Raw genomic sequence first — 25,230 nt, forward strand, 5'->3', positions numbered from 1 at the left:
GGTTCCGCCCGCACGTGCCTGCAGTGCACCACCCATGAAGCAGATGAGTGGCATCTACAGTGAAGTACTGATGCAGACCCGGCTGATTGCCTTTTCGCTGAAAGACCGCAATGTTTCCAGCGAAAATAAATACCTGAGCCGGCGATTCGTTTGCGTAGGGCAATCAGATCTCGCCAGTCCTGCACTCACCGAAGAGTTGATCCAGTGCAACGATGCGCTGAGTAACTTTGGCCAGACACTGGCTGTCGCGCTCAATGAGTTGCCTCTTTCGGCGGTGAGTTTCACCGACAAAAAGAAAATCCTCAACAACATTTATCTGCTGAAAGATCATGGGATAGAGATTGCTTTTGACGGCTATGATATCCACGACGAAAGTATCGAACTCTTTACCACCCTGAATCTATTCGACTATATAAAAATCCCCCTTCCAACCCTAGACTTGAACCTTAAACAAACTGGCAACCCTGAGTTATTCAATCGACTTCATGAACGCATGACCATGCTGACTCACACCACCAAAGTCGTCTTCATAGCCGACAGAGTCGAGCAGTCTGCCAGTCATGTACTGGCACGCGCGTTGCCCTTTGATTACTTCCAAGGGAGCCATTACTCCCCTGCCGACATCCTTTTGAATTAAAACCGAAAGTGCACTTCAGGAGAGAAGACATGGAAAGCAGCACAACCCTCCCCAGAAAATATTTTGTCGTCGTTACTCACAGCTCGGCATTACAACTTGAGCTGGAAGCATTGCTGTCGAACAAGCGATACAACTCATTTGGCACCTCACAGGCAAAAATGTTTGTCGAAGGTGTTGCCCCACCTTCTTCCCCCCTAAGCTCATGGAGTTTTTTTCCCCTCACCTGGACAGTATTGTCCCGCCTGTTATCAAACGTGATACACAGCGTATGCTTTCGTCATTCGAATCCGAGTGGCGAACAGTCCAGCCCGACACGCGATTCAATAACAGCAACGCTCGTACAGATGAAGCCTCGGACGCCATGTACACGGCGGCCAAGCCACTCAATTCCCATGCAGAAGCCTGGCGACTGAGCAACGGCAACGGAGCTCTGATCAGAGATGATATCGAGATTGTCTTGACTGGCCTCGAGGCCGCGCTGGTCAAAAAAATGCTCAACCATGATGATCGCGTCGTGAGCAAAGATGATCTTATTCGGAGCATCGGCAGGGAGCCGGAACATTATCGAGGTCTCGAGATGTGCCTTAGTCGACTACAGGAAAAGTTTAAAAACGCCAGTAACGGCGAACGCCTGTTCCGAGCGGTCAGGAACCGAGGTTATTGCCTGACACAAAAAATCATACGAGGGAAAAGCCTCACCTGAAAAAACGCAACGACCCTGCGGGTAGTGCATTACAAAAATAAGAAAGCACACTATCTTATACTCCCCCCCTCGCAGCTGAAATCCCCCTCCAAACATGCCATGCCACCCCAACTTACATTTATCGACTATTTCTAACACCCCGCCGTTCAAGATCAACAACCCGCAGAACTTATCAGCCGTTAGAAGTCGTCAGACAGCCCTCTCCCCAATAAATTAATCTATTCACTGGCGAGCGCACCGCATAGTGGCAATTCGCTCACTAATGCTTTGCCATCTTATAAAAATAATAACGTTTGCTTCATCAACTTTGGCTGTTGTCTGTCGACGCGCGAATGGACGTATTTTGGGGATATCGCATGGTTAACAATCTTCGTATCAATCGAAATACCCACCTCAAAGGATTGACCTTCTGGGGACAATGGGCACTGGGTCAGGGCTTTGTAGTTGCCCTGTTGTTTTCATTGGTTTATTACCACACCGGAACGCTAGAGTTCTATTATCGAGTCTGTGCAATTCTGACTGTACTTGCTTCGGTTCCCGCCTATACATGGTGCGGCGTCTATGCAAAGAAAGATAACTATCTGACGGGCTTGGGACGTTTGTTCATGGGTTGGTCAATGACATTGGCCGCGTTAGCCTGTGTGGCGTTTATCTGTAAGGCTGACGAACTGTTTTCTCGTCAACTTATCCTGGTCTGGGCCGCCTGCGGTTACCTCGGGCAAGCGCTGTTGTACGTCCCGTTACACGGATTCTCGCAATACTATCAGCGGTCGCTTCAAAGCGAGCATAAGACCCTGATCGTGGGGACTGGCGAATTGGCATTGGGATTGGCCCGCAAACTGCGCAGCCTGGAGCACTTCCCGCTGGTGGGCCTGGTCAGCACGGACACCACGCTTCCGCCGGCGCCGGGCTCACCGCGTATCGTGGGCCCCCAGGAGCAACTGCTGGAGTTGATCGAAGCCCATGACATCCGACGGTTGTACATTACGCTGCCCCTGAGCGAAGCGGCGAAAATCGAGGCCATGTATATCGATTTGCTGGGTGCCAACGTAGACGTGGTCTGGGTGCCGGACTTGAATAGTCTGACGCTGCTCAATCACTCAGTAAGAGTCGTGGACGGCTTGCCGGCGATCTACCTGAATGAAAGCCCGTTGACCAGCCAGCCCACCGCCGCACTGAGTAAAAGCCTGCTGGAAAAGAGCGTGGCGTTGTTGGCCATTGTCCTTCTAAGCCCCCTGTTGTTGCTCATTGCCTTGGCGGTGAAACTCAATTCGCCAGGCCCGGTGTTCTTCAAGCAGGACCGTCACGGCTGGAACGGCAAGGTGATCCAGGTCTGGAAGTTTCGCTCGATGCGCGTACACGATGATCACGAGGTCAAGCAGGCCAGTCGTAACGATTCGCGGATTACCCCGGTTGGGCGTTTTATCCGCCGCACTTCGCTCGATGAATTGCCGCAGCTGATCAATGTGCTGCAAGGCCACATGGCATTGGTCGGGCCACGTCCGCACGCCGTTGCACACAACAACTACTACTCCGGGAAAATCCTCGCCTACATGGCCCGTCACCGAATCAAACCGGGGATTACCGGGCTGGCTCAAATCAACGGTTGCCGCGGTGAAACGGACACCCTGGACAAGATGCAGAAACGGGTGGAGATCGACCTTAAGTACATCAACAACTGGTCGTTGTGGCTGGACCTGAAGATCCTGGTGAAGACGCCTTTCACCTTGCTGTCCAAAGACATTTATTGATGGCTTGGTAGACAGACACAAGCAACACCACAAGGGGACGCAAGTCCCCTTTTTCATGGGCGTCGATCAGGTTGCAGTGCTGATTCAAGCGTGGGATAGCGCAGAGAATACGGCGCCATGTCTTGCAGTGGATACGGTGCGATCTACAACGTCAGTTGCGCTGTAGATCGCCCGCCTTTCACTCGGTGATCTTGCCGAAGTTGCGATAGAACAAATCGCTGTCACGGCTCTCGGTCATGGCATGCAGCGAGTAGCTGCGATTGAGCCTTGCACCACCGTCGCGGGTCAGTGGTGACCAGACGATATTGGCGCGACGCATTGTCGACATACTCATCATTTCATCGAATGGAATGGAGATGTAAATGCCTTTGTCGAAACTGCCTTCACCATATTCCGCGCTGGTTGCAGTGGTCAACGTGGCCCAGGCCCCGAATTTCACGCCATTGTTGAACTGCCGAGACAAGTCGAGTGTGGCGCCCCAATCCCGCGCCAGATAACGACCGACGCTGACGGCCGCCTGGGATTCGAAAGGCAGGTCGGTATAACCCGTGATGTGGCCGGTAACGGTCGAGTAGTCCCTCAGGCCAAAGCCTTGGTCAAACTCGCGCTGACGTACGTAGTTCAGGTCCGCGCCGACAGACCAGCCCTGCCCCATCGGACGGAACAGCACCTCACCGCCAACGCCGGCAAACATCGATTCCAGGTAGCCACCGTAGACCATGCCATACAGGTCTTTATCCAGTTGCTCAGCATGACTGAGCTGGAACATCGGCATCGTCACATCCGAGGTCGTCAGGTACTTGCGCAGGTCCGTCCGCACCCGGGGCAGGCCACTCGGCGCGTCGTAGGTGAAGTTGTCGTAGTTGTTCACCAGATTGGCACTGAGCAGGCCGCTCCACCAGGTATTGCGTGTGAAGCGGTACTCGGCGTCCGCATCGGCAGTCAATTGATAGAGCAAACCGTCAGGGCCACCGACGTTCTGTTTGTAACCCAGCCCAAGCCCGTAGTTGAAGGGTTGGAGCGTGCCGGTATAGAGCGTGGTCTCCCGGTGCGGCACCGGCGCGTTGACCTCGGTCGTACGGTGCAGGCTTTGCAGTGGTTCTTCATTGTTGACCACTTCGCGAAAGGTCTCGCGAGGCACACTGGTTTCGTCCAGCGGCATGTCGTAGCGCTTGTTTACCAAGGTAAACCAGTCGATATCGTCATTAACGCTGTTGTCCAGAATCCGGCTGGCGCGGCCGACAGCTTTTGCCGAATAGAAATAATTCGACTGTTCGCCGTACACCAATAACTCTGAGCCGCGCTGGGCAATGCGCTCAACGTTGTAGCCTGCATTTTGCTGCAGTCGTTGGGCGACGTTGGCCCAGTTGACCTGATCCGGCGCGGTGACCGGTGCATGGGCCGGCAGACGCTCCGCAGGTGGATCGTAGGTCTTGGTGGGTGCCTTGCGGCTGACGAAGTTGGTGTGCAGGGTGATGCCGAACATGGCGGTATTGCCGCGCTCCCAGCCAGCGCTGAGATCAACCGAATCGGTCAGCTTGAACACCGCGCCGATGTTCACCGGCGAGTCCTGCTTGATCTGGTTGTCCTTCGGCTCGTTCTTATAGTCGTTGCCTTCGTATTCCAGTTTCAGGCTGAGCGGCTCCCAAGGCGTCTGGTAGGTCACGCCGCCGAACAACGAAGGACGCCCACGGAAGTAGGCATTGGTATTGACGTCGCCGGTGCCTTCACTGGCTGGCCGGGTTTTGAAACGATCATCGACCCACCCCAACGGGTTATCGAAATCGCCGCGATTGCCCAGGTAGCCCCAGGCAACACCCGCGCTGAAATCGAAGTCGTCATAGCGCTTGTTGGCGACCACGAACTCACTGGAGAACAGACCGGTACCCCCGATGTCGCGAAACCCTACGGCCAACTCGGGCGCCCAGTGGCTTTCTTGCCACAGGCGCAGCTTTAGGTCCACGGCCTTGTCTTTATAGCTCTGGTCGCCACTCAGGGACTCGGGGCCATATTTGCGGTTGGTGATTGCGGTATAGCGAAACGAGCCTTCCAGCCACTCAAAGGGCTGCAAGGACACGCTGTAGCGGCTATAGGGGCTGGTGCGGCTGGCATTCACGCTCAGCTCGCCGGCCGGCGCCATTCGGGCCGTCGGCGTCTGCATCAAGCCCACGCCGCCAAAATCACTCTGGGTAAATCGCGGCTCTGCATGAGCCAGACCACAAGGCAACAACAGTACTGCAGCAAAACGTAAATTCAAGGAACCACCCCAGCCAGTTGCGTGGCAAGAAATTCGGCCAACTGCTGATTCAGTTCAGGTATAGGCGGACTAAGATCATCGTTTTTGACAGGGACCAGGATTTTGCTGCCAGCCGCAGGCACCTGCCCGCTCTCGCGATTCCACGGCGCAATGCCGACCCGACGGGTGATGCCATCGGGCTGAATGATCCACAGGTAATCGGCTTCAGCATCGGCCAGCGGCGAACACCCTTGCAGGTAATCCCGCGCTTCCTGCATGGCGCGATACGCAACCCGGCACGGTGCGGCGACAGCGCCCAACACTTCAACAACATCGGAACGCATCGGGTAGATCAGGCTGTCGCCGTCAGCCACGCGAAAATTGAGCGCGAACCCGACCTCGACCGAGATCGGGTCCAGCACGGCCACCTGGCGCCCCGTGACGGGCAAATGGCTGACTTGCTCGTACAACCGCAACGCCAGCGCCGCTCGACTGGGTAGATCCAGGAGCAACGCGGTACGCTGCAGCACTTTCAGATCGAACAAGACGCCGGCTTTAAGCCGAGTCTGCTCTTCGAGCAAGGGCCGTCGCAGCCAGGCCGCCGCCAGCCAGTAGCCTTCAGGATTGGGTTGCGCGACGCGCATCACATCCAGCACGCGAGCACCGGGTTGCAGCTCAACGGGCCCCGGATTGCGCACGTCGCCACTGACGGACACCGCCGCGCTCACGCCGCCGGAGATCAACCACAGGCACGTCCATAAAACCTTGGGAAACTTCAACGGACAGTCCTGCGTTCAGAGGTCAGCTGAACGATCGTGACCCTGAGCTGTGCAGTCAGTTGCTGCTCGCTCTGCAGGATGAAACCGTTCTGCGGATTGACCCAATAATGATTGGTTGCGTGCAGGCCGATAGCCGGTGCATCAATACGCTCATCGACACGCATCACGGCGTACTCCTTGTCCAGAATCCTGATGGTTTCCATGGGGTGTCGCGTGAAGCGACTGCTCACGGCAACCCCCACTTCATAGCCGTGATAGAGATCGATCCAGCGCTGGCTGGTGTAACCATCGGGCAGCGAATGCAGCCCTTGTTTGAACGGCGAGACCGCTTCAAAACGGGTCCCGTCCAGATCCCCGTCGAAGCCCAGTCCGACACTGCGAACGGCCAGGCCATCGCGCAGTAACAGCACCTGCTTGCCGGATGCGACCCAGTACTGCAAGTCACCTCGTTCACGCACCATCGCCAACACCCCTACACCGGAAGGGGTGGTCAGCTTGAGTTGGGGGTAGCGAACTTCGGCTATTTGCGCCGGGGTCAATTCCAGGTCGTCGGGCCCGCCGGCCACGGCTTTGAAGTTCGCCAGCGTGGCCTTCATCAGCGGGTTACATCCACACAACAGCAAGGCCGCCATCAAGCAGACGCTAACTTTCAACGTTCTCACAGTTGGACCAGACCTTATCGGGAGTTAGCTTCGCTTAAGTTGTTTTGTGCGGCAGCGCCCATGCCCAGAATCGAGGCCGATGGCACCAATTGACTGATGAAGCGGTTCCAGCGGGTGACGTTGGCAGGGCCCACATAAACAATGTCCTGGGGGCGAACATCGAAGTGGGTGGCGAGCGCCATGGCGGAAGGCGACTCGGCTTGCAGCTGGTAGATTTTGGCGGGTTCTACATCGAGGTTTTCTACGCCCCGGATGACGTACACGGCGTTGCCGTTAGAGGTGGTCTGGTTCAACCCGCCTACCGAGCCAATAACGTCAGAAAGATTCATGGTGCGGGTCTTGAAGGTCAACGCGCGTGGCTGATTGACCTCGCCCATGACGTAAATCTTCTTGCTGTCGTTGTACGGCAGGTACAACTGATCGCCGCCTCTGAGGTAGACCTTTTGCAACTCGGCGTTCTGTTGATTGAGTGCATCCAGATTCAGCGGATATACCCGCCCGTTTCGCGTCAACAGCAACCCGGACAAGTCAGCATTAAGCGGGTCAATGCCAGCGGAACCCAAGGCTTCAACAACGTTGAGCGGATTGGTGGAAATGGCTTGCGGACCGGCTTTCAACACAGCGCCCGACACCACCACTTTCTGACTGGCAAAGCGCAACACCGCGACATCCACTTGCGGGTCCGAAATGAAGGTCGACAACTTCTCGGCGATATCGGATCGCAGTTGCTGGATGGTCTTGCCGGCGGCCTGGACTTCTTTGATGTAGGGGTAGTAGAGCGTGCCATCGGAACGAACCAGACGGCCGTTTGCATCGATCTGCTGCTGCGCGCCGGAAGGTGCTGTCAGCTCGGGGTGATCCCATACCGTGATGTACAAGACATCGTTATTACCAATGCGATATTCGGCGGGTGTGGTCAACAACTCCGGAGGGAGTGACTCATGGACCTGTGTTGCCCTGTCCATGGCGATGAGCTTGGGGGTGATCGGAATCAGCTCGACCCGACTGCTTTCGCTGGCACCTTCGCGCGTGATATCACTGGTGCTCAGATGTTGCCCCGGCGAAAACATACAACCTTGCAAAGCAATACTTGCCAGCATTAAAAAAGGAACACTACGAATCATAATGGCACTACGCTATTCAAGGGCAAACCCAAAACAAGATCGCCCAGTGTTAGCCGGGCAATCTTGTATTACACGTGCGAAATTTGTTAGTTATGGGTGCCGGTCGTCCCGGTAGTACCCGTGGTGCCGGTGGTCCCGCCATTGGAACTTCCACCGCTGTTGGACGCTGCCACAGCACCGGCAACCAGCGCGGTGCCGGCCAATACTGCTTGTCCCGCCGTCACATCACCGACAACTTGGGTATCCAGCGTGAGGGCTTCTTCTTCGACTGCGAGTGCCCAACTGCTCATCATGGACAACAGGGCGATTACCATTATCTTTTTCATATCAAACTCCTTCCTGCGAGTTCTTTATATCTACGGACTTGCCGGATGGGTTGCCAGTCAATTTTCCCGACCATAATTAACATCGCGTCCTTATATAACAGTTCAGCAGAAAAGCAGGACGCTGTAGGCCCGCCCGTCAGCCTTGATCGGCATATCCACGAGGATGATTCGATTGCCAACGCCAGGTATCGGCCATCATCTCCTGCAAATTTCGAGTGGCCTTCCAACCCAGTTCCTTTGCCGCTTTGGAGGGGTCAGCCCAACACTCGGCAATGTCGCCCGAACGTCGTGGCATCACTCGATAAGGCACCGCCCGGCCCGAAGCCTGCTCGAATGCCCGCAGTACTTGCAGAACGCTGTAACCGTCGCCGGTGCCAAGGTTCCAGATATTGATCCCGGTGCGCGTCGAGATCGTCTGCAACGCCTTGAGATGCCCGTCCGCCAAGTCCACGACGTGGATGTAGTCGCGCACGCCGGTGCCATCGACGGTGGGGTAATCGTCACCAAATATCGACAACTCCTGCAGGCTGCCGACAGCAACCTGACTGATGTAAGGCACCAGATTATTGGGAATCCCGTTGGGGTCTTCGCCCATCTGCCCACTGGCGTGAGCGCCGATCGGATTGAAATACCGCAACAGTGCAATACTCCAGCGGGGCTCCGCTGCACACAGGTCATGCAGTACGTTTTCGATGATCAGCTTGGATTGCCCGTAGGGATTGGTGGGCGTGCCCGTCGGAAAGTCTTCACGAATCGGCATCTGCTCAGGCGCGCCGTACACCGTGGCCGAGGAACTGAACACCAACCGGAATACCCCGGCCGCGGCCATGGCCTGACAGAGCGTAATGCTCCCGCACACGTTGGACTCGTAATACTCCAGCGGCTTGCGCACACTCTCGCCTACGGCTTTGAGGCCGGCGAAATGCAGGACCGCATCAATGGAGTGCGCCTGGAAAATCCGGTCAAGCAAGGCTCTGTCGCACACGTCCCCGTGAATCATCAATGCGGACTTTCCGCAGATGGCTTCAACGGCATGCAGCGCTGCATCAGAGCTATTGCTCAAGTTGTCCAGCACAACCACTTCGAAGCCCGCTTCAAGCAGCGCAAGTGTGGTGTGAGAACCGATATAACCGGTTCCACCCGTTACCAGAATCTTCATAGAGCGGTCCATAGTGGGGTATTGAAGTATTCAACTGCGCGCCACGTTTAAAACTTTTGGCGCACGCAATAATTGACGCCAATGACTTATTAGCACTTCACAAGAACCGATACTATTAATAGACACCGACCAAAACTAACTAAACACTGACAGGCCCGACAACTAATAACATTCACCCCATTCTGCGCATGCCATTAATTGCCATCAAACCATGTCTCAGGTATTAAAGTACAACCACCGTAAAACATCCAAACTCACGGCCACCGTCTTTTGTGTGACTGTGAACAATGTCTTTCCAGGATATATCTATGATTCGTAAATGCTTGTTCCCCGCCGCCGGCTATGGCACACGCTTCTTGCCTGCAACAAAAGCAATGCCGAAGGAAATGCTGCCGATCGTCAACAAGCCTTTAATCCAATATGCCGTTGAAGAGGCACGGGACGCCGGTTTGCAGCACATGGCCATCGTGACCGGTCGGGGCAAACGCGCACTGGAAGACCATTTCGACATCAGCTATGAGCTGGAACATCAGATTCGCGGCACCGAGAAAGAAAAGTTTCTGGCCGGCACGCGCGAGCTGATAGAAACCTGCACGTTCGCCTACACCCGCCAGGTCGAAATGAAAGGCCTGGGGCACGCGATTCTCAGCGGCCGTCCTTTGATCGGTGACGAACCCTTTGCCGTGGTACTGGCGGACGACTTGTGCCTGAACCTGCAAGGTGACGGCGTACTGGCGCAGATGATCAAGCTCTACAAAAAATTCCGCTGCTCGATCGTCGCCATTCAAGAAGTCCCGCGGGATCAGACTCACAAGTACGGGGTGATCGCCGGCGAGCTGATTTCCGAAGGGATCTACCGCGTCAACAGCATGGTTGAAAAGCCAGCGCCTGAGGACGCACCGTCCAATCTGGCAATCATTGGCCGGTACATTCTGACCCCGGATATTTTTGATCTGATCGCCGACACCCAACCCGGCAAGGGCGGCGAAATCCAGATCACCGATGCGCTTATGAAGCAGGCACAAAATGGCTGCGTGCTGGCCTATAAGTTCGAAGGCCTGCGCTTCGATTGTGGTGGTGCAGAAGGCTATATCGATGCCACCAACTTTTGCTATGAGCAGCTGTATCTCAAGGGCCTTTAACCAAACGACCCAGCCCAATCACCGCTCACCTTGCGGAGCCCTCGTCACACTCTTTCATCCAGGCAGGCCACTATGACCACTGCAAAACGCTCGGTAGACACTGAACTGAAAGCGAGCAACTTCGGGATGATGGCCTGGCTGTCAAAAGCGCCGTCGTTATCCTTCGACACGGCCGCCTGGCTGGGCACAACCCTGCTGGTTGAGCGGATCGGAGTATTCCCCTCTTCGGGCGATATTCATCGCCCGATCAGGGACCCGCTCTCCCTCTTGGCTCACCTGAAAAGTCTGTATGCCGACCAGGCTCTGGATGTCGATGAACGCGACGGGCTCAAAGTGATTTTCAACGATTGGCGATTCCGGGTTCGCATCCGCTATAGCGACCCGGCGATCGTCATCAATGTTGAAACGCGGTGTGATCCCGAACTCATGCCTCTGAAAACTGCAGAGCTGCTGAGTCAGCTGGAACACTTTGAGCGGTGAAGGGTTACTTCGCAGCGGCACCACACGGTGACTTGCCGACAAGCAGTCGATAGACATAATCGGCAATAAGCCGACCTCCCGAATCCGGGATGGGGTGAATCTTGTCAGGGCCGATCATGGGGTTCGGTCCGTCACTGGCGTAGCGTTTGAAGTCGGGTCCGAACGTACACTGCAAACTCCAATAGGCAATGTTCTGCGAACGCGCCCACGGTTCAAGCACCTGGGCATAGTCCGACATCGGATACGCACTGGAACGTGTTGTGTCCTCGCGCAGGATCACATTGACGCTCGCCGCTGGATGAACCTCGCGAACCATCCGCACCAAGCCTTTCATGTTCTCCAGATAATCCTTGGGCTTAATGCCAAACCCCTGGTCATTACCGCCCAACATAATCAGGTAGATGTCTGCCGGTATCTTTGAAACGACGCCCTTCCACTGGGCCTGCCATTGGCTGTCGCTGTTATAAAAGTCAGCGGAAGCGGCGCCCGAAGCAGCAAGTTTTGAGACCCGGACACCGCCACGGTCATTGGCCATCCAAAGGCCAAACAATGTCGGAGCGCCCTTCACCACTTCGAGCCTTAACGCCCAATCGTCTCGAGTGGGGACACTTAATTGCACTTCCTGAACGCCGGAACCCGACATCGTCAACGACTGCCACGTGTCGGAAGGTGCCCACCGGTACCTCATCTCACTGGTTTTACCGTTGCCCAGGTAGAGCAGTTTGGCTTGGCCAATGGATGTATTGATCACGGCCGTCTGCTTAGCGTCGATCTCAATGTAAGCACCCGCCTGCCCGGTAACCGTACGACTGTCCGGACTCGCTTGCCCAAGACTGGAAACATCCCAGTCACCACCGAAGTACTGCTTGTTGCTTCGGGTGTACTTGAAGTTCGTACCGCCGAGCGCAGCGCCGTGGTTAAACCCGACATAACCAGGCCCGGCAAAACTGAAGTCTTTCGCCAGGCGCTGAGTGAGTTCATTCAGATAAAAATCCTGCCCGGCGCTGTAGCTGTCGCCAATCACTGAGATGTCCAGCACTTCTCCCGAGTTGCCCATGCTCAGGCCGGAAATACGTTCGCTTGAACTTCTTACCTCGATAACCGGCGTCGAAACGGGACGTACATCATCGATATAAACCATTGGCCTCATCCTTCTATTCGGCAATCAGGAGTGAGACACCTTCAGCCCTGACGCCGGGGTCTTTTTGCGGCTCGTCCGCTCGCCCAGAAACAGAACGGAAGTGAGGGTGAAACGGCTGAACACATTCGACAGCACCACCGGCCCCAACAATCCGCACAACACACCGCCGAAGACCAGGACACTTTCATCCGTGACGCCCAAGCGACCCAACGCGAACCGTGAACTGGCGGCAAACAGTACGTGAAAGAGGAATATCGCGTAGGAGTAACCGCCGAGCCAGATCAGCACTTTCGAGCGCATGTCGGTCGACAGTAGCGCGACGCAGGACATACAGCCAACGAGCAATCCGACCAGGCTCCGGCGATCGACGATGAGTTCGCGATCCACGGCAGCAATGTAGAGCAACGCGACCGATATCAAGACGAACACCACGGGCCCGATCACTTTCAGCGATCGCTTTAACGCGTCGACATTCTCGTGACAAATCATCCCCGTCACAAAGAACGGCAGCAGATAAATAGCACCGTTGATGCCAAACGCATCGACCGGAAAAAGCGGCATCAGGAACACGGCTGCGGAAAACAAAAACAACAGGTACAGGCGAGTCGGCGTCTGTAGCAGACCGCGCCACTGAAGAAATCCGACAAACATGAAGATGATAAAAACCGCCTGCAAAAACCAGAAATGGTTAACCGGCAGGTAAAACGACAACAAGGCGTCCATCAACCCGACGTCCTTGTTCACCCCCGGCGCCACAGCCTGCAGCACCGAAAATGGAACACCGACAAAGAACAACGGCACGATCAACCTTCTGACCTTGCCCAGACAGTAAGCAGAGAAGTCATTGCCTCTGATTTTGTAAATGGAATAGATATAGCCCGATATAAAAGTGAACAACGGCATCCTGACGTACACCATTGAGTCCGCCAGGATTCGGAAAGGTGATCCCAGGTCAATTTTCAGTCCACCGCCCAGCGGCCCTATCACGTGATAGAGCACCAGCAGCAAGCACGCCAGACCTCTGAGCGTTTCTATTTCCAACGACTTTTTCTTGCTTTGCATAAACCACAAACCTCAGTTCAAGACGCTTGAATCAACCGACTCAGGTTTTTTTGAGCGCAACTGCAACCCCAGTCCCAGAAACAGAACCGGCACTACCATGGAGAAATGTCGGGCAAACGAGCCGAAGTCTGGCTCGAACAGCCCCTGCACCAATAAAAAGGACAGTGGGATAGCAATAAGCTCTTTGACTTTCGGTTCGATGAGCGAGCCCTTGTAGTGACTCGACGTCATCATTTTGAACATCAGCAATGAGGTCATCATCATCAGGACGACAAAGATGATCTGCCCCAGCCCCGATAAAAGTATTAACTCCACCGGGAACGACAACCTGAAAAAGATGCTCATCGAATCGACTGCCTGCGATACGAAATCACCGCCGTTGATCCACGACACGATCAATGACTTCGAGCCCTCCTCGCCCAACGTGCGCTGTTCATTGTTACTGGCCCGAATGGACGAAACCGAATAGCCGACCAACACCTGAATCGCCGTTGCGATCGCCAGATAGAACGCGAACAACATCAGGAAAAAGCTGAAACGCGACACATGCTTTTTCATGAAGCACACGCCAACCCAGACCAGAGAAAACAAGATCCAGTAAGGCCTAATCAGCACGCCGTAAAACAGCGCGGACAGAAAAAAACCTGCGCGGTATCGCTTCGAAAATGAAAAAACCAGAATGGCAATCACCGCCACCGAGACAATGATTTCCTTGGTCAGGTTATCGAGGAAGAACGACCGGACCACGCCCCACAAACACAAGGTGAGGAAGATCGTTATGGGTATTCTTCTGAAGATAAAGATCGGGATCGACGTCAGAAACAGATTGCACAGCATCCCGTAAGCCCATGCATTGGTCAGGTTTATGCCGGTGGGACGTAGCAGGTAAGCGGAGCATTCGTAAGAAGACCGGTCTGGCGAGAAGGGATTCCAGAAGTTGCAGTTGTCTGAACGAACGTATGACGACCACAACGTCATCGCATCCGGGCCTGGTTCGCGGTGCATCAAAAGCGGCATCGCAATGGACAGAAAAAGGCCACAGAACAAAATCAGGAATGAGATCGACGAGTCGAGTTTTCGCCCTCGAAACTCTATGGAAGGCAGAGATAAAGCCATTACAACGCCCCCTTCGCCCGGACAAACCTGGTCAGCAAAGCGATAACAACCAACTGCACCGTAATCGAGAAGACATTCCCCCACGCCGCGCCATAAATTGAATAATGTTTAATGAGTACATAGCTGACAGGCAGTGAAACCATCAGGCATATCGCCGCACTGGCCAGCGACACCCGACTGTTCTTCGACGCAATAAGGCCTCCCCAAACGATGTCGCCGACGGCCCGAAGGGCAAAGGAGAAAATCAGAATGGATAAAATCCTGTTATCCGGACGCGGGACTGCCACGTCCACGTAATCCAGCAGGACATTGAAGAAGGCATAAATCAGCACAGCCACCGCGCCGGAAACGATGAGGGAGCGCAACACCCATTGATTCAGGAACAGTTGCCGGACTGTCAGCGCCTGTTGATTATTTTTGTAGCGCTTGGCAAGTACCGGAATGCCGACGACGGCAACAACCGCATAGGACAGCGCTTGCAAGGTGTTGGCCGCAGACCAGGAATACACGTACTTGCCGAGACTGGCGTACGGTTCAATGTCCAGAATAAGAAAACGCTCGGCGTACTGACTGAGTGCGATCAGGCCACCACCCAGATAAAAGGGCAGCCCTGCTCGCCAGACCGAAACGGTGGTGACGACACTGACTTCCCGCCCCTTGTGAACGTTCACCACAATCAAGTAACCCGCGACGATGACCAGCAGGTTGGTGACCACCCAAAGCCAAAGAACACTGGCGATGCTGGACACTACGCCCGCCATCAATCCCGCAACAGCAAGTAGCCCCCAGAGCCCGGTTTTTATAAAAAACAGTACCGCGCCCCAGTTGGCTTTTTGCGCCGAAAAAACAAACGAGTTTATTTCGAAGGAAAGATGCTCGGTGAGCAGCAGAAGCGTGACACAAGCGATCAACGCGGCACTCGCCTGCACATCGCTGAAGAGCGAGTACAGGGCGACCGTGACCACCGACAACAACAAACCAACGGCCAGGTACAGGACCAGAACCCTATCAACGACAAGCCGCGAACTGCCCCCGACACTGATCAGCCGGTTGATTTCAGAACTGAACCCGACACTGTAAAATTTCGAGGCTATCAAAGAGGCAGCAACCACAACGCCGTAAAAGCCCAATGCGTCATAACCCAGATAATGAGTGATGGCCAACACCAGCAAAAACTTTGCGCCTAATGCACCTCCCCGCAGCAACAACCGAAATATCATCGAACAATCCCTTTGATGATATTGTCCATCTGCACCGTTTTGGCTTCGATTTCTTTACAGGTGTCCGTGAGTTTCTTGCCGAATCGGGTGAGCGCGTTGGGGGCGTAGACCGTGTCGATGATGGTGTCGACATTGATGTCGCCTCCATTGATCACCCAGTCTTCCACGCCCATGTCCTGATACGCACCGAAGCCTTTGCGTTCATAACTGATATGGAAAGCGGGTACGCCGGCGAGAAGTGACTCAATCGCCCCGTGCAACCGGACGGAAATCACCAGGTCTGGCTGATACTTCGCCAGTGTCGCCTTCAAGGGCAGCAGGTCTTCGGTAATGCCAAGCTCCCGGTAAAACGCACCATCGTCGTTGCCACGCACAGCGCTTTGCACAGCGCAGACCACTTTGCTTTTCGCCCTTAGTCTCTGCAATAGAAGCTTCAGGTTGGCGACGTAGGCAACTTTCTTCTCTTTGCTCCATTCCGGCGGCTTGCGTAAAACAACGCAGACCACAGCAGGAGATGGTGCACAGCGGGTGAACTTGGGTTGCACCAGGATCTTTTTCGCTAACGCCTGAACTGCCAGGTCCGGTGCCCGATAGACGTTTTCATTGGATTTGAAAATAGCCGACGACCTGTTGTCCCTGACAAATACGGCATCGGCCTTGGTGTAGTGCTCTACGATTTTACTGCTCTCGCCATGGAACGGGCCGATACTTTGCGGAAGATAAACCGACGGCACCTTGCTCAAGATCGCCGTTTCAAGTTGCTTGGCATGCCCCAGTTTCAGCTTGATATGTTCGAAAGCGCTTTTTGAGCGCATGTACCCGCCACCGACTCCGACGATCAGATCAGTGGTTTTCAAGAGATCGGCAAGGGGTGCGTAAGACTGGTTGAGAAAAACCGCCTCCTTCACCCTTCCGAACCCTTTCGCCGCCATAACCGGTGCGTCATACCGCTTATACGGAAGATAACTGAATGACTGCGGGTCGGACGCAACTACGTTAATTAAAGTGTCTGCGCCAAAGTTGCGCAGCACCATGGCGATTGCCAAATCCACGAGCAGTCCATCACCCGAGTTTGACGCGCTGTAGCCATGCAAAATAGTTACGTTCATGATCTTGATTTCTACTTAATAGGTTTGAGCGGAATACACGTCATAGGTTTGCTGGATCATCAACGTCGCGCTGAACTGTTCGCGCACTTTCTTGCGACTTTCAGTGCCAAGTTCCAGTAACTTCTGCTTCTTGATATTCAGCAAAATGCGGGCAAGTGCCTGGTAGTCGCCGGCGGAAAACAGGTAACCCGTGATGTTGTCCGTCACCAGTTCAGGAAGTGATGTACAGTCACTGGCAATCACCGGCACGCCCATGGCCATCCCTTCGAGAGGCACCATGGCAAAGCCCTCCCAGCGACTTGGCACAATCAAGGCATCCGCCGTTTTATACAGCTCGTTTACTTCAGCGGGAGTCACCCACGGCAGGTATTCCACGGCGTCAATATCGGGGCACTCGACGGTGTCTTCGTTGACCGCACTGCCAACGACAGTGAGCCTCAAGTCAGTTCGCTCGACCTCAGCGAACGCCTTGAGCAACAAATCGAAGCCTTTCTGGTAGTCCAGTCGACCGACAAACAGAAGATGAATGTCCGTACTGTCGCTGGTTTTGCTCTCATCACTTTTATAATGAATACCGTTGTAGATCAGCTTCATGCGGTGACGATCAATACCAAACGATGCAGCTTTATCCATTTCATACTGACTGACACAAATAATGACATCGGTCACTTTCTGCAAAACCCGCTCAATCAGTGAATACACTTTCTGTTTGACGGGAGAACTCTCCATCAAGAAGGAAAATGCGTGCGGGCAGTAAACAATTTTAGGGGACCGCCAAGGGCGCATGACCAGACAGACACACCGGCCGATCACCCCGGAAAACGTGCTGTGCAAGTGCACGACGTCCGGTTTTTCCTTGAAAATAACACCAGCCAGTTTCCAGGCAAATCGCAACAGGGACATGACATCGCGCTTGTTCCGGGAAAAGGTCCTGATGTTTTTCTCATCAATGCCGTGCAGCTCTTTCTTCTGATCGAACGGAACCAGATAAACCAGTTCATACTTCAGTGCGTGGTCCTGAGGAGGGGTCGATATCGTACGAATAACCGTCGCAACACCACCTTTGATTGTTTCCGCCACGTGCAGTATTTTTTTCATAATCCACCTATCTCCATGAACTTAGTCGCAGGCAAGCAGCGTTGAAAGTGGCTAACGATCGTTAAACCACTCTCAACTCGATTACCTGATAGATAGAACTCGCATCAGGACTTGTCAGAGGCGTACTCATAGTTGTAATAGCCATAACTGCCATTACCGTAATAGCTGGACGCGCGTTTCTCGACGCCGTTAAAAATGGCGCCCTTCAACTCGATACCGTTTTGCGCAAATCGACGTATTGTCAATTCGATCTCTTTGGCAGGATTCACACCAAAGCGCGTCACAATCAGATTAATGGCGGCTTCACGTCCGACGATGGCAGCATCTGTCACTGCCAGAAGCGGTGGCGTATCGATGATCACCACATCGTAGAGCTCACTCAGTTCTGCCAGGAGCTCTCTGAAGTTGGCATGCATCAACAGCTCTGATGGATTAGGCGGCACCTGCCCGCGACTAATAAAATGCAAGTTGTCCGTTTCAACTCTATTGATCGCCTGCTCAATACTGCAGCGTTTGGTTAATAGATCGGATAAACCATTGGTGATCGGCGTTGCCAGGGTCTTGTGCAGATGACCTTTGCGCATATCGGCATCGATCAGTACGACCCGCTGCCCGCTTTGAGCAATAACCGCCGCCAGGTTCGAAGACACAAACGTTTTGCCCACCTGCGGACTCGGCCCGGAAATCATGATCCGGTTGTTGGTCGCATCCAGCCCTGCAAAATGCAGACAGGTTCTCAGGCTGCGTATCGACTCGATCGACAGGTCAGTGGGATTACGCAGGGCCAACAGAAAAGACTGGTTGTTGACGGCGTCACCCACCCGAATTTTTTTGCTGTCTTCTTCCCGCTGCAAATCGCTGTATGGAATGGAGGCATAAACAGGTAGCCCAAGCTGCTCGATGGCTTCCGGCCCCTCGAGGCCTCGGCTCAGGGATTTACGCACCAACACCAAGGCAACACCGACAAATCCGCCAAGGAAAGTTGCAATGAGAACGATCAGGGCTTTGCGTGGTTTGACCGGAGTTGTGGTATCGACGTCGGCGGTATCGATCAATCGCGCATTGCCAACCGCCCCTGCCCTGATGATGTCCAGCTCCTGGGATTTATTCAGCAACTGGGTATAAATCTGAGTCGCCACTTCCACATCACGAGTGAGGTTCAACAGTTCCTGCTGCGTGGCCGGAAGATCCTGAACCTTCTTCTCCAAACCATGGCGCTGCTTGTTCAAATCCGCGATTTGAGCCATCAAGGCGCGGTAGGCCGGGTGTTCTCGGGTGAACTTTCGATCCAGGTCCGCTTGCTGGAGCTTCAGATCGGAGATGCGCGTATCCAGCACCACCATCTGTTCCAGAACAGACTTGGTTTCAAGTGAGATATTTACCGTATTGCCGCGGGTTTGATAGCTGTTCAGCGCGTTGCTGGCTTTGACCAGATCCTCTTTGACTTGAGGCAGTTGCGCCTGCAGGAAGTCCAGGCTCTGGGCCGCCTCGGCAGAGGTGCGTTGCACATTCTGCTGTACATAAAGTGTCGAGATCTTGTTGAGGATCTTCACCGCCAGGGTGTAGTCGGTGCTGGCAAGGGCCAGGCTTATAATGCCCGACTCTTTACCTTGCTCGGAGACATCGAGAGCGTCCTGGTAATTCTGAATGGTGACAATCCGTGGATTGCGAACGACTTCGAATTTAGTGCCCGGATTCGCGGCCATGCGCGCGACAAGCACCTCGACCCCATTGTCTACAACTGCGTTGCCTGTCGTGCCGGCGGCCAACAAACCGCCATTGTCATCGTAGAGCTTGAAGCGGTTCTGCTCTTCAGCCACCAGGGTCAATTTTTTACCCAACAGTTCATCAGGCAGCTTGAGCTTCCCGATATCAAGACGCTCGCCCCCCCAGGCATAACTGCTCATGCCGAAGCGCGCAGGCGAAACACTTTCCGTCGGAGTACTCTTGTATCGTCGCGCGATAAAGCCGCCCACGACAGGGAAGGTGTTGGGCGTTATCACGATATCCAGGCGCAGATCATCGACGGTTTTACCGATGACCGCTCGAGATTTGATAATCCCGATTTCGGTCGCCGCCGGGGATTGGCCACCCAGCATGCTGCTGATATCCGAAAACCCCAACATGTCGTTCTTTTTCGGTTCGACCTGTACCAACGCGTTCGCCAGATACACAGGTGGCGATAGTATCGAATAGGCGGCGCCGGTCACCATGAATGCACCGGTGATGGCACCTATTAACCATTTATGATCAATCAATGTGCCCAGTAAGCCGAGAAGATCAATCTCGTCTCCTTCTTTATCCCGGGTGCTGACTACTGACGGTAACTGCATAAGGTCTATTCTTTTACCTTTAATACTAATCTGAAAATCATCCATCAACGTCCGAGGCGCTGTGCCCATGAGCAAACAGCATCTTCAATCAATGCATGAGCATGGACAAAAGCAGCTTTTCCTTGACGATACGGGTCCTTTATTTCGCGCTCACTCTGCCACTTGCCCAGAAGAAACACTTTACCCCTCGCGTGCGAGGCAATATTCAGCACGCCTTTTACATGCTCTTTTTCCATGACCAGAATCAGGTCTGATTCATTAACAATCGCAGGCGTAATTTGCCGCGCTTTAAACCCTTGGGCAGCGCGACCCTTTTCTTCGAGAACGGAAAGTGCGTTGGGCTCCATAGACTCGCCCACCCGCGCGTCCAGCCCCGCGGAGGTTACCGAGATATCCGAAGGCTCCAGCGCGTTGCGCAGCAACATTTCAGCTGTTGGACTTCGGCAAATATTGCCCACGCAGACGATAAGAATCTTTCTGAACAAGGCTACTCTTCCCGTGTAGTGTCGAATCGGCCAATGTGTAGCGGGGATATGAGTGAACCGATAAGATCGGTCCCGCATTCAGAGATGGATCGATCATGGAAATACAAGGATATTAAATACCACGACACATAAAAAACGCCCAACCAGAATAGCCGGACCAAAAATAACGACAGCAATCTGCGCATTATTTTCCGACTAAAAATAACAATGGCGCACCGGCAATAGAGAATTGATGATATGGCTGTATTACTCGCCCCCTCAGGAATCAGACATGACCTTAACGTGTTTTCGATGTATTAGCGTCTCAACACTATTGTTACTCGGCGCCTTCAATCACGCTAACGCCAGCCAGGCTTTTCCCGCATTGGCAGAGGGCAACAAGACCATAGGCGTTCAGGTAAAGATTCAAAACTTCTCTGCCACCGATGCCCGGCAAATCAAGGACTCTGGCTTCGGGTTCGTGCGTTTTGGCGTATGGACCAACAGCTTGAACAGCCCGGCGTACCAGAATCAGATCAATGAAGCTTTCGCTGCCGCCAAATCTGCCAACTTGCCAGTATTGATGACCGTTCGCTCAACCAAAGCGTTAACCGGCAAATCGAAAAGCGGTGACGATGAACTCGCCAACGCAGGCGCGGCATTCTCAAACTCAGTCATTGGCCTGGAAAACACATACAGCACGCAGCTTGTGGCCATTGAAATATGGAATGAACCGGACTTGCCAAAATACTGGCCCACACAGGATTTTGAAGTAACCTTTGTGCCGTTCATGAGCGCAGTGTGCAACGGATTGCAAAAGCGCGATCACTCAACACCGCTGATCGGGTTTGGATTCGCACGGGCGCCCACCACAGGCTCCAAGTCGACCGCTGCACTGACTAAAATCATGACTGCGTATCCGAAATGCCTGAGTGCTGTCTCCTATCATCCCTATGGTATGTCGGGCACTGAGATCAGCAGTGCTCAAGCATTTATTCTCGACAGTTTCCATGTACCCGGCGTGATTACCGAATGGGGAGTGCCATCGCTCAGTTCCATCGGAGGAACTACCGGACAGGCCACACGCATCACCAAGTTCATTACCGACGTCAAGCAGCTGAACATACCGCTGACCTCTCTTTACGAATGGAAAAACAGCGACTCAGGCAGCAATGACCGTGAACGAAGTTTTGGATTAAAGTCTTCTGATGGCAACTCAAAACCAGCGGAAGCGGCCGTCAAGACGCTATTAAAGGCACCCTAGCGAAAAACAGCCTCCGTGGTTAATGGGGGCTCTTGTTCGTGCATTCGGAATCACTCGTCGGGTCGAGCGCCAGAGAGGCTTCCACCAGCACTTCCAACAATACGACTTGCGCTTCAATGCGCAGGTCTTGCTGACGTTGTTGCGCGTCGTTCATTTGCTCCATCATTACGCGGGTGACCTGAGACGGCACGCTGTGTTTCACTCGCTGCAGCCAACCGGGAATATTTTTTGCGGCTTTAACCCTGCCCATTTCAACCACACCCTGCAAATTATCCGGGTGGTTATTTTTTGAAACGGCCATCAACTCTTCAAATACTTCGGTGAGTTTCTTCAGGACATAACCCAGGATAAGGTCATCGAAGGCCTCCACATTTCCAGACACCTGCTTCCCCTGTGAAGTCATCTTCCCGTCCGATACATCCATTTATCAGCAGCACGTTACACGGCATCCGGGCCTCGCTATTTGACATCTTATAACGGCGGGGCCCGACCCTTTTTAACAGCGCCTCCTCTCAAGATAAGGCGTCAACGGTCAGTTACCTTGAACCTGTGCCCGGTTTTGGCATCGTATTAACCGATACGGTGCCCCGCCATTCAAACAGCCGTTTTCAGGTTGTTGCCGCTGGGGCCATTGATACGTACATGCGCCCTTGAGTGGCTGTCAGCGCTCGGGTAATGTCATTAGACCCACAGGACAGAGCACGCCCATGACTTCCAAGCTGGAACAACTGAAACAAATGACCACCGTGGTTGCCGATACCGGCGACTTCGAAGCTATTGCTCGCGTTAAACCGGTGGACGCCACCACTAACCCTTCCCTGTTGCTCAAAGCCGCAGCGATTCCTGCCTACGCCGAATTGCTGAACGCTTGCGTTCACGATTGCAAAGGCGATGTGGGCCTGGCCAGCGACCGTTTTGGCGTTGCAGTCGGGCAAGAGATTCTGAAGGTTGTCCCGGGCCGCATTTCCACCGAAGTGGATGCACGTCTGTCGTTCGACACTGACGCCGTATTGAAGCGCGCGCACCGTCTGATCGAGCTGTACGACAAGGCCGGGATTGGCCGTGACCGCGTGCTGATCAAAATTGCCTCCACCTGGGAAGGCATTCGCGCGGCAGAGACACTGGAAAAAGAAGGCATTCAAACCAACCTGACGCTGTTGTTCTCGTTTGCTCAGGCAGCCGCGTGTGCCGATGCAGGCGTGTTCCTGATCTCGCCGTTCGTGGGCCGGATTTACGACTGGTACAAGAAAGCCAACGGCAACGACTACACCGGCGCGGATGATCCGGGCGTGCAGTCGGTGACCCGCATCTACAACTACTACAAAGCCAATGACTACAAGACGGTGGTGATGGGCGCGAGCTTCCGCAACCTGAGCCAGATTGAGCAATTGGCCGGTTGTGATCGCCTGACCATCAGCCCGGACCTGCTGGAGAAGCTGGCGACGGACACTGGCAAGCTGGAGCGCAAGTTGGCGCCTGGGCATGCCGGTGAGGCGCGCCTGAGCTTGAATGAAGCGCAGTTCCGCTGGTTGTCCAACGAGGACGCGATGGCGACCGAGAAACTGGCTGAGGGCATTCGTCAGTTTGCTCGCGACCAGGAGAAGCTTGAAGCTCTGCTGCAAGCCAAGCTGTGATTTGAGTTAGCGCAATACAAAAAGGGCGAACCTTGATGGGTTCGCCCTTTTTTGTGCCAGTTACTTAAGTGATCAGTGACGCTCCAGCGCGTTCACCAGGTCATGGAACGCTTCACGATTGTGATCATTGAGGCCCATGAGGATTTTGTGGGCTTCAAGCACCTTGATCCTCACCACTTCCTCGGACTGGTCCTGGTCTGGCAGGTCGTCCAGGCATTCCGGGCACGGCACTGGCTGGTCAACAATGTTGAACACCTGCTCGAAGCCCATGGATTCGAGCAGCCGGGTGATGTCTTCGTGGGTGGTGACGACAGTCGGCAGCAAGCCGACTTTCTGCCGCGACAGGATCGACAATTTGGCCAGCAGGCCAAGGGTGGTGCTGTCGATGCTGCGGGTTTCGGTCAGGTCGATCACGATCGCGTTGAAATTCAACGCGGTGAAGATCCGATCAATAGTCGCATCCAACGCCGAACACAGGGTCAGGCGAACTTCACCGACGAATTTCAGGACGAAGGTGCCATCCTGCTCGGCGAACTGGATTCTACCGGTACTCATTAAAGATTCCTGCTCAACACCAACAGGGCGATATCATCCGGCATCTCCCCCAGCGTGGCCAATCCAAAAACCTGCCGCAGCCCATCCAGGGTGCCGCCCGCAGCCTTGACCCGTTGGGGCAACGCCGCTTCTTTTTCTTTGAGTGTGGCTTCTGGCAAAAGGTCCAGAATGCCATCAGACATCAGCGTCAGGCTGAACGTCGGCGGCAGCTCCAGCACGTGGTCTTCGTAGGTGGCTTCATTAAAGAGCCCCACCGGCAGACCGCGCCCTTCCAGATAACGAACACTGTCTGGCGTGTACAACACTGGCAACGGCAAATGACCACCGATGCTATAGGTCAACAAACCTGTCTCCTCGTCGATGACTCCACCGACCATTGTGACGTGTTTACCCAGCTTACAACTGATCAGGCCTCGGTTGATATGACCAAGGACCTCTGAAGGCTTGAATTCCGGCAATGTACCGCTGCGCTTGGATTCGAACAGCAAGCGCGTGGTCATGAACTTCAGCAGCACGGTAACGAACGCTGAAGAGGCGCCATGCCCGGAAACGTCTGCCAGGTAGAAGGCTACCCTACGCTCATCGACCCGAAAGTAGTCAACGAAATCACCCGAGAGGTACAGCGACGGGATGATCTGGTGCGCAAACTGAAACTCGTCGATGGTCCAGGGGCTGACCGGCAGCATGTTCATCTGCACCTGGCGACCGGCGTTCTGGTCTTCCTGGAGCAGGTTCAGGCTGGCGGCGAGCTCGCGGTTGGCCTTTTCCAGCTTTTCGCGGTAGCGCTGGTTTTCCAGCAGCAGGCGCGCACGATCAAGGGCCCGGCGCACAGAATGCTCGAGCACTGCCAGATCTTCGAGAGGCTTGATCAGGTAATCCGCGGCGCCAAGGCGCAGTGCCTCGACCGCGTCGTTCATCACGCCGGCACCCGAAACCACAATCACCGGCGTTTGCGGGGACCGTTCGGTAACCTGGCGAATGAGTTCGAGTCCGCCCATCTGCGGCATGCGCAGATCGCAGATGACCAAGTCGGGCTTGTCTTGCTCGAATACCTGAAGACCCTGTTGGCCATTGCTGGCCTGCAGGACACTGAAACCACTGTCTTCCAAATAGGCCGCGAGACTCGCGCGCACTACTTCGTCATCATCGATTATCAGCAGCGTGGCACTGGTTTTTGGCATGTGGGCAAACGGCGCCAGAATTAGGTTGGCGTAGCAGGCACGGGTTTTAGCCCG

General features: G+C 54.4%; 23 protein-coding genes and 1 pseudogene. 7 read left to right on the forward strand and 17 right to left on the reverse strand.

What is annotated here, in order from left to right; all coding sequences use genetic code 11:
• The first annotated feature begins 34 nt into the window (after positions 1-34).
• The 3 genes and pseudogenes from AB4N43_RS06940 to AB4N43_RS06950 all read left to right on the forward strand — a co-directional run bounded on the left by AB4N43_RS06940 (position 35) and on the right by AB4N43_RS06950 (position 3,091).
• Complete coding sequence (locus tag AB4N43_RS06940) at positions 35-637, forward strand: EAL domain-containing protein (protein ID WP_194939778.1); 603 nt, start codon at positions 35-37, stop codon at positions 635-637.
• Positions 638-666: 29 nt separating this feature from the next.
• Positions 667-1,340: pseudogene (locus tag AB4N43_RS06945) on the forward strand (winged helix-turn-helix domain-containing protein).
• 356 nt (positions 1,341-1,696) lie between these two features.
• Positions 1,697-3,091, forward strand: a complete 1,395-nt coding sequence (locus AB4N43_RS06950; protein WP_027921642.1) for an undecaprenyl-phosphate glucose phosphotransferase — start codon at positions 1,697-1,699, stop codon at positions 3,089-3,091.
• A 178-nt stretch (positions 3,092-3,269) separates the two neighbouring features.
• On the opposite strand, the gene AB4N43_RS06955 is transcribed toward AB4N43_RS06950, so the two are convergent.
• The 6 genes from AB4N43_RS06955 to galE all read right to left on the reverse strand — a co-directional run bounded on the left by AB4N43_RS06955 (position 3,270) and on the right by galE (position 9,377).
• Positions 3,270-5,348 carry a YjbH domain-containing protein gene (locus AB4N43_RS06955; protein WP_460153632.1) on the reverse strand — a complete coding sequence of 693 codons (2,079 nt, stop codon included), beginning with the start codon at positions 5,346-5,348 and terminating at the stop codon, positions 3,270-3,272.
• A complete protein-coding gene (locus tag AB4N43_RS06960) occupies positions 5,345-6,106 on the reverse strand; it encodes a capsule biosynthesis GfcC family protein (protein ID WP_027921644.1) in 762 nt (253 codons plus the stop codon). Before AB4N43_RS06960 ends, AB4N43_RS06955 begins: the two co-directional genes overlap by 4 nt.
• Positions 6,103-6,768, reverse strand: coding sequence for a YjbF family lipoprotein (locus AB4N43_RS06965; RefSeq protein WP_027921645.1), 666 nt, complete (start codon positions 6,766-6,768; stop codon positions 6,103-6,105). The genes AB4N43_RS06960 and AB4N43_RS06965 overlap by 4 nt, the downstream gene beginning before the upstream one ends.
• Before the next feature lie 14 nt (positions 6,769-6,782).
• Entirely contained in the window at positions 6,783-7,892 is a 1,110-nt protein-coding gene (locus tag AB4N43_RS06970; protein ID WP_456107245.1) for a polysaccharide biosynthesis/export family protein, read from the reverse strand.
• 86 nt (positions 7,893-7,978) lie between these two features.
• Complete coding sequence (locus AB4N43_RS06975) at positions 7,979-8,218, reverse strand: hypothetical protein (protein WP_027921647.1); 240 nt, start codon at positions 8,216-8,218, stop codon at positions 7,979-7,981.
• Positions 8,219-8,354: 136 nt separating this feature from the next.
• Complete coding sequence (galE, locus tag AB4N43_RS06980) at positions 8,355-9,377, reverse strand: UDP-glucose 4-epimerase GalE (RefSeq protein ID WP_027921648.1); 1,023 nt, start codon at positions 9,375-9,377, stop codon at positions 8,355-8,357.
• Positions 9,378-9,685: 308 nt separating this feature from the next.
• On the opposite strand from galE, the gene galU reads away from it, so the two are divergent.
• Positions 9,686-10,519 carry a UTP--glucose-1-phosphate uridylyltransferase GalU gene (gene galU / locus AB4N43_RS06985; RefSeq protein ID WP_027921649.1) on the forward strand — a complete coding sequence of 278 codons (834 nt, stop codon included), beginning with the start codon at positions 9,686-9,688 and terminating at the stop codon, positions 10,517-10,519.
• Between the two features lie 72 nt (positions 10,520-10,591).
• Positions 10,592-10,999: a phosphohexomutase domain-containing protein gene (locus AB4N43_RS06990; protein WP_059181289.1), complete on the forward strand. Its 408-nt coding sequence runs from the start codon at positions 10,592-10,594 to the stop codon at positions 10,997-10,999.
• 4 nt (positions 11,000-11,003) lie between these two features.
• Here the strand turns inward: AB4N43_RS06990 and AB4N43_RS06995 are convergent, their stop codons facing one another.
• The 8 genes from AB4N43_RS06995 to AB4N43_RS07030 all read right to left on the reverse strand — a co-directional run bounded on the left by AB4N43_RS06995 (position 11,004) and on the right by AB4N43_RS07030 (position 20,563).
• Complete coding sequence (locus tag AB4N43_RS06995) at positions 11,004-12,140, reverse strand: SGNH/GDSL hydrolase family protein (RefSeq protein WP_460153635.1); 1,137 nt, start codon at positions 12,138-12,140, stop codon at positions 11,004-11,006.
• Positions 12,141-12,164: 24 nt separating this feature from the next.
• Positions 12,165-13,202 (reverse strand): acyltransferase family protein, encoded by a 1,038-nt coding sequence (locus tag AB4N43_RS07000; protein ID WP_027921652.1) that lies wholly within the window; start codon positions 13,200-13,202, stop codon positions 12,165-12,167.
• A 12-nt stretch (positions 13,203-13,214) separates the two neighbouring features.
• Positions 13,215-14,318 carry a hypothetical protein gene (locus AB4N43_RS07005; RefSeq protein WP_027921653.1) on the reverse strand — a complete coding sequence of 368 codons (1,104 nt, stop codon included), beginning with the start codon at positions 14,316-14,318 and terminating at the stop codon, positions 13,215-13,217.
• Positions 14,318-15,538, reverse strand: coding sequence for an MATE family efflux transporter (locus AB4N43_RS07010; RefSeq protein ID WP_460153637.1), 1,221 nt, complete (start codon positions 15,536-15,538; stop codon positions 14,318-14,320). The genes AB4N43_RS07005 and AB4N43_RS07010 overlap by 1 nt, the downstream gene beginning before the upstream one ends.
• Complete coding sequence (locus tag AB4N43_RS07015) at positions 15,535-16,647, reverse strand: polysaccharide pyruvyl transferase family protein (protein ID WP_059181292.1); 1,113 nt, start codon at positions 16,645-16,647, stop codon at positions 15,535-15,537. Before AB4N43_RS07015 ends, AB4N43_RS07010 begins: the two co-directional genes overlap by 4 nt.
• A gap of 15 nt (positions 16,648-16,662) precedes the next feature.
• A complete protein-coding gene (locus AB4N43_RS07020) occupies positions 16,663-17,745 on the reverse strand; it encodes a glycosyltransferase (RefSeq protein WP_027921656.1) in 1,083 nt (360 codons plus the stop codon).
• Between the two features lie 104 nt (positions 17,746-17,849).
• The gene (locus tag AB4N43_RS07025; protein WP_460154202.1) at positions 17,850-20,078 is read right to left on the reverse strand and encodes a polysaccharide biosynthesis tyrosine autokinase; all 2,229 of its coding nucleotides are present in this window, start codon (positions 20,076-20,078) and stop codon (positions 17,850-17,852) included.
• A 44-nt stretch (positions 20,079-20,122) separates the two neighbouring features.
• On the reverse strand, positions 20,123-20,563 hold the full coding sequence (locus AB4N43_RS07030; protein ID WP_027921658.1) for a low molecular weight protein-tyrosine-phosphatase: 441 nt from the start codon (positions 20,561-20,563) through the stop codon (positions 20,123-20,125).
• Positions 20,564-20,834: 271 nt separating this feature from the next.
• On the opposite strand from AB4N43_RS07030, the gene AB4N43_RS07035 reads away from it, so the two are divergent.
• Positions 20,835-21,806 carry a glycosyl hydrolase family 5 gene (locus AB4N43_RS07035; protein ID WP_059181294.1) on the forward strand — a complete coding sequence of 324 codons (972 nt, stop codon included), beginning with the start codon at positions 20,835-20,837 and terminating at the stop codon, positions 21,804-21,806.
• Between the two features lie 19 nt (positions 21,807-21,825).
• On the opposite strand, the gene AB4N43_RS07040 is transcribed toward AB4N43_RS07035, so the two are convergent.
• A complete protein-coding gene (locus AB4N43_RS07040) occupies positions 21,826-22,230 on the reverse strand; it encodes a hypothetical protein (protein ID WP_228758657.1) in 405 nt (134 codons plus the stop codon).
• A 283-nt stretch (positions 22,231-22,513) separates the two neighbouring features.
• On the opposite strand from AB4N43_RS07040, the gene tal reads away from it, so the two are divergent.
• A complete protein-coding gene (gene tal / locus AB4N43_RS07045; RefSeq protein WP_059181295.1) occupies positions 22,514-23,440 on the forward strand; it encodes a transaldolase in 927 nt (308 codons plus the stop codon).
• A gap of 72 nt (positions 23,441-23,512) precedes the next feature.
• On the opposite strand, the gene rssC is transcribed toward tal, so the two are convergent.
• Complete coding sequence (rssC, locus tag AB4N43_RS07050; protein WP_007943680.1) at positions 23,513-23,995, reverse strand: anti-sigma factor antagonist RssC; 483 nt, start codon at positions 23,993-23,995, stop codon at positions 23,513-23,515.
• Positions 23,995-25,176 carry a two-component system response regulator RssB gene (rssB, locus tag AB4N43_RS07055; RefSeq protein ID WP_027921662.1) on the reverse strand — a complete coding sequence of 394 codons (1,182 nt, stop codon included), beginning with the start codon at positions 25,174-25,176 and terminating at the stop codon, positions 23,995-23,997. Before rssB ends, rssC begins: the two co-directional genes overlap by 1 nt.
• Between the last annotated feature and the right edge of the window lie 54 nt (positions 25,177-25,230).

It is taken from the genome of Pseudomonas sp. S2_B07 (assembly GCF_054668435.1).

Excerpts from the sequence above, each read along its gene's own strand:
- AB4N43_RS06940 (WP_194939778.1), top strand. The coding sequence starts at position 35 with ATGAAGCAGATGAGTGGCATCTACAGTGAAGTACTGATGCAGACCCGG.
- AB4N43_RS06950 (WP_027921642.1), top strand. The coding sequence starts at position 1,697 with ATGGTTAACAATCTTCGTATCAATCGAAATACCCACCTCAAAGGATTG.
- AB4N43_RS06970 (WP_456107245.1), bottom strand. The coding sequence starts at position 7,892 with ATGATTCGTAGTGTTCCTTTTTTAATGCTGGCAAGTATTGCTTTGCAA.
- AB4N43_RS06975 (WP_027921647.1), bottom strand. The coding sequence starts at position 8,218 with ATGAAAAAGATAATGGTAATCGCCCTGTTGTCCATGATGAGCAGTTGG.
- galE (WP_027921648.1), bottom strand. The coding sequence starts at position 9,377 with ATGAAGATTCTGGTAACGGGTGGAACCGGTTATATCGGTTCTCACACC.
- galU (WP_027921649.1), top strand. The coding sequence starts at position 9,686 with ATGATTCGTAAATGCTTGTTCCCCGCCGCCGGCTATGGCACACGCTTC.
- AB4N43_RS06990 (WP_059181289.1), top strand. The coding sequence starts at position 10,592 with ATGACCACTGCAAAACGCTCGGTAGACACTGAACTGAAAGCGAGCAAC.
- AB4N43_RS06995 (WP_460153635.1), bottom strand. The coding sequence starts at position 12,140 with ATGGTTTATATCGATGATGTACGTCCCGTTTCGACGCCGGTTATCGAG.
- AB4N43_RS07000 (WP_027921652.1), bottom strand. The coding sequence starts at position 13,202 with ATGCAAAGCAAGAAAAAGTCGTTGGAAATAGAAACGCTCAGAGGTCTG.
- AB4N43_RS07005 (WP_027921653.1), bottom strand. The coding sequence starts at position 14,318 with ATGGCTTTATCTCTGCCTTCCATAGAGTTTCGAGGGCGAAAACTCGAC.
- AB4N43_RS07010 (WP_460153637.1), bottom strand. The coding sequence starts at position 15,538 with ATGATATTTCGGTTGTTGCTGCGGGGAGGTGCATTAGGCGCAAAGTTT.
- AB4N43_RS07015 (WP_059181292.1), bottom strand. The coding sequence starts at position 16,647 with ATGAACGTAACTATTTTGCATGGCTACAGCGCGTCAAACTCGGGTGAT.
- AB4N43_RS07020 (WP_027921656.1), bottom strand. The coding sequence starts at position 17,745 with ATGAAAAAAATACTGCACGTGGCGGAAACAATCAAAGGTGGTGTTGCG.
- AB4N43_RS07025 (WP_460154202.1), bottom strand. The coding sequence starts at position 20,078 with ATGCAGTTACCGTCAGTAGTCAGCACCCGGGATAAAGAAGGAGACGAG.
- AB4N43_RS07035 (WP_059181294.1), top strand. The coding sequence starts at position 20,835 with ATGACCTTAACGTGTTTTCGATGTATTAGCGTCTCAACACTATTGTTA.
- AB4N43_RS07040 (WP_228758657.1), bottom strand. The coding sequence starts at position 22,230 with ATGGATGTATCGGACGGGAAGATGACTTCACAGGGGAAGCAGGTGTCT.
- tal (WP_059181295.1), top strand. The coding sequence starts at position 22,514 with ATGACTTCCAAGCTGGAACAACTGAAACAAATGACCACCGTGGTTGCC.
- rssC (WP_007943680.1), bottom strand. The coding sequence starts at position 23,995 with ATGAGTACCGGTAGAATCCAGTTCGCCGAGCAGGATGGCACCTTCGTC.
- rssB (WP_027921662.1), bottom strand. The coding sequence starts at position 25,176 with ATGCCAAAAACCAGTGCCACGCTGCTGATAATCGATGATGACGAAGTA.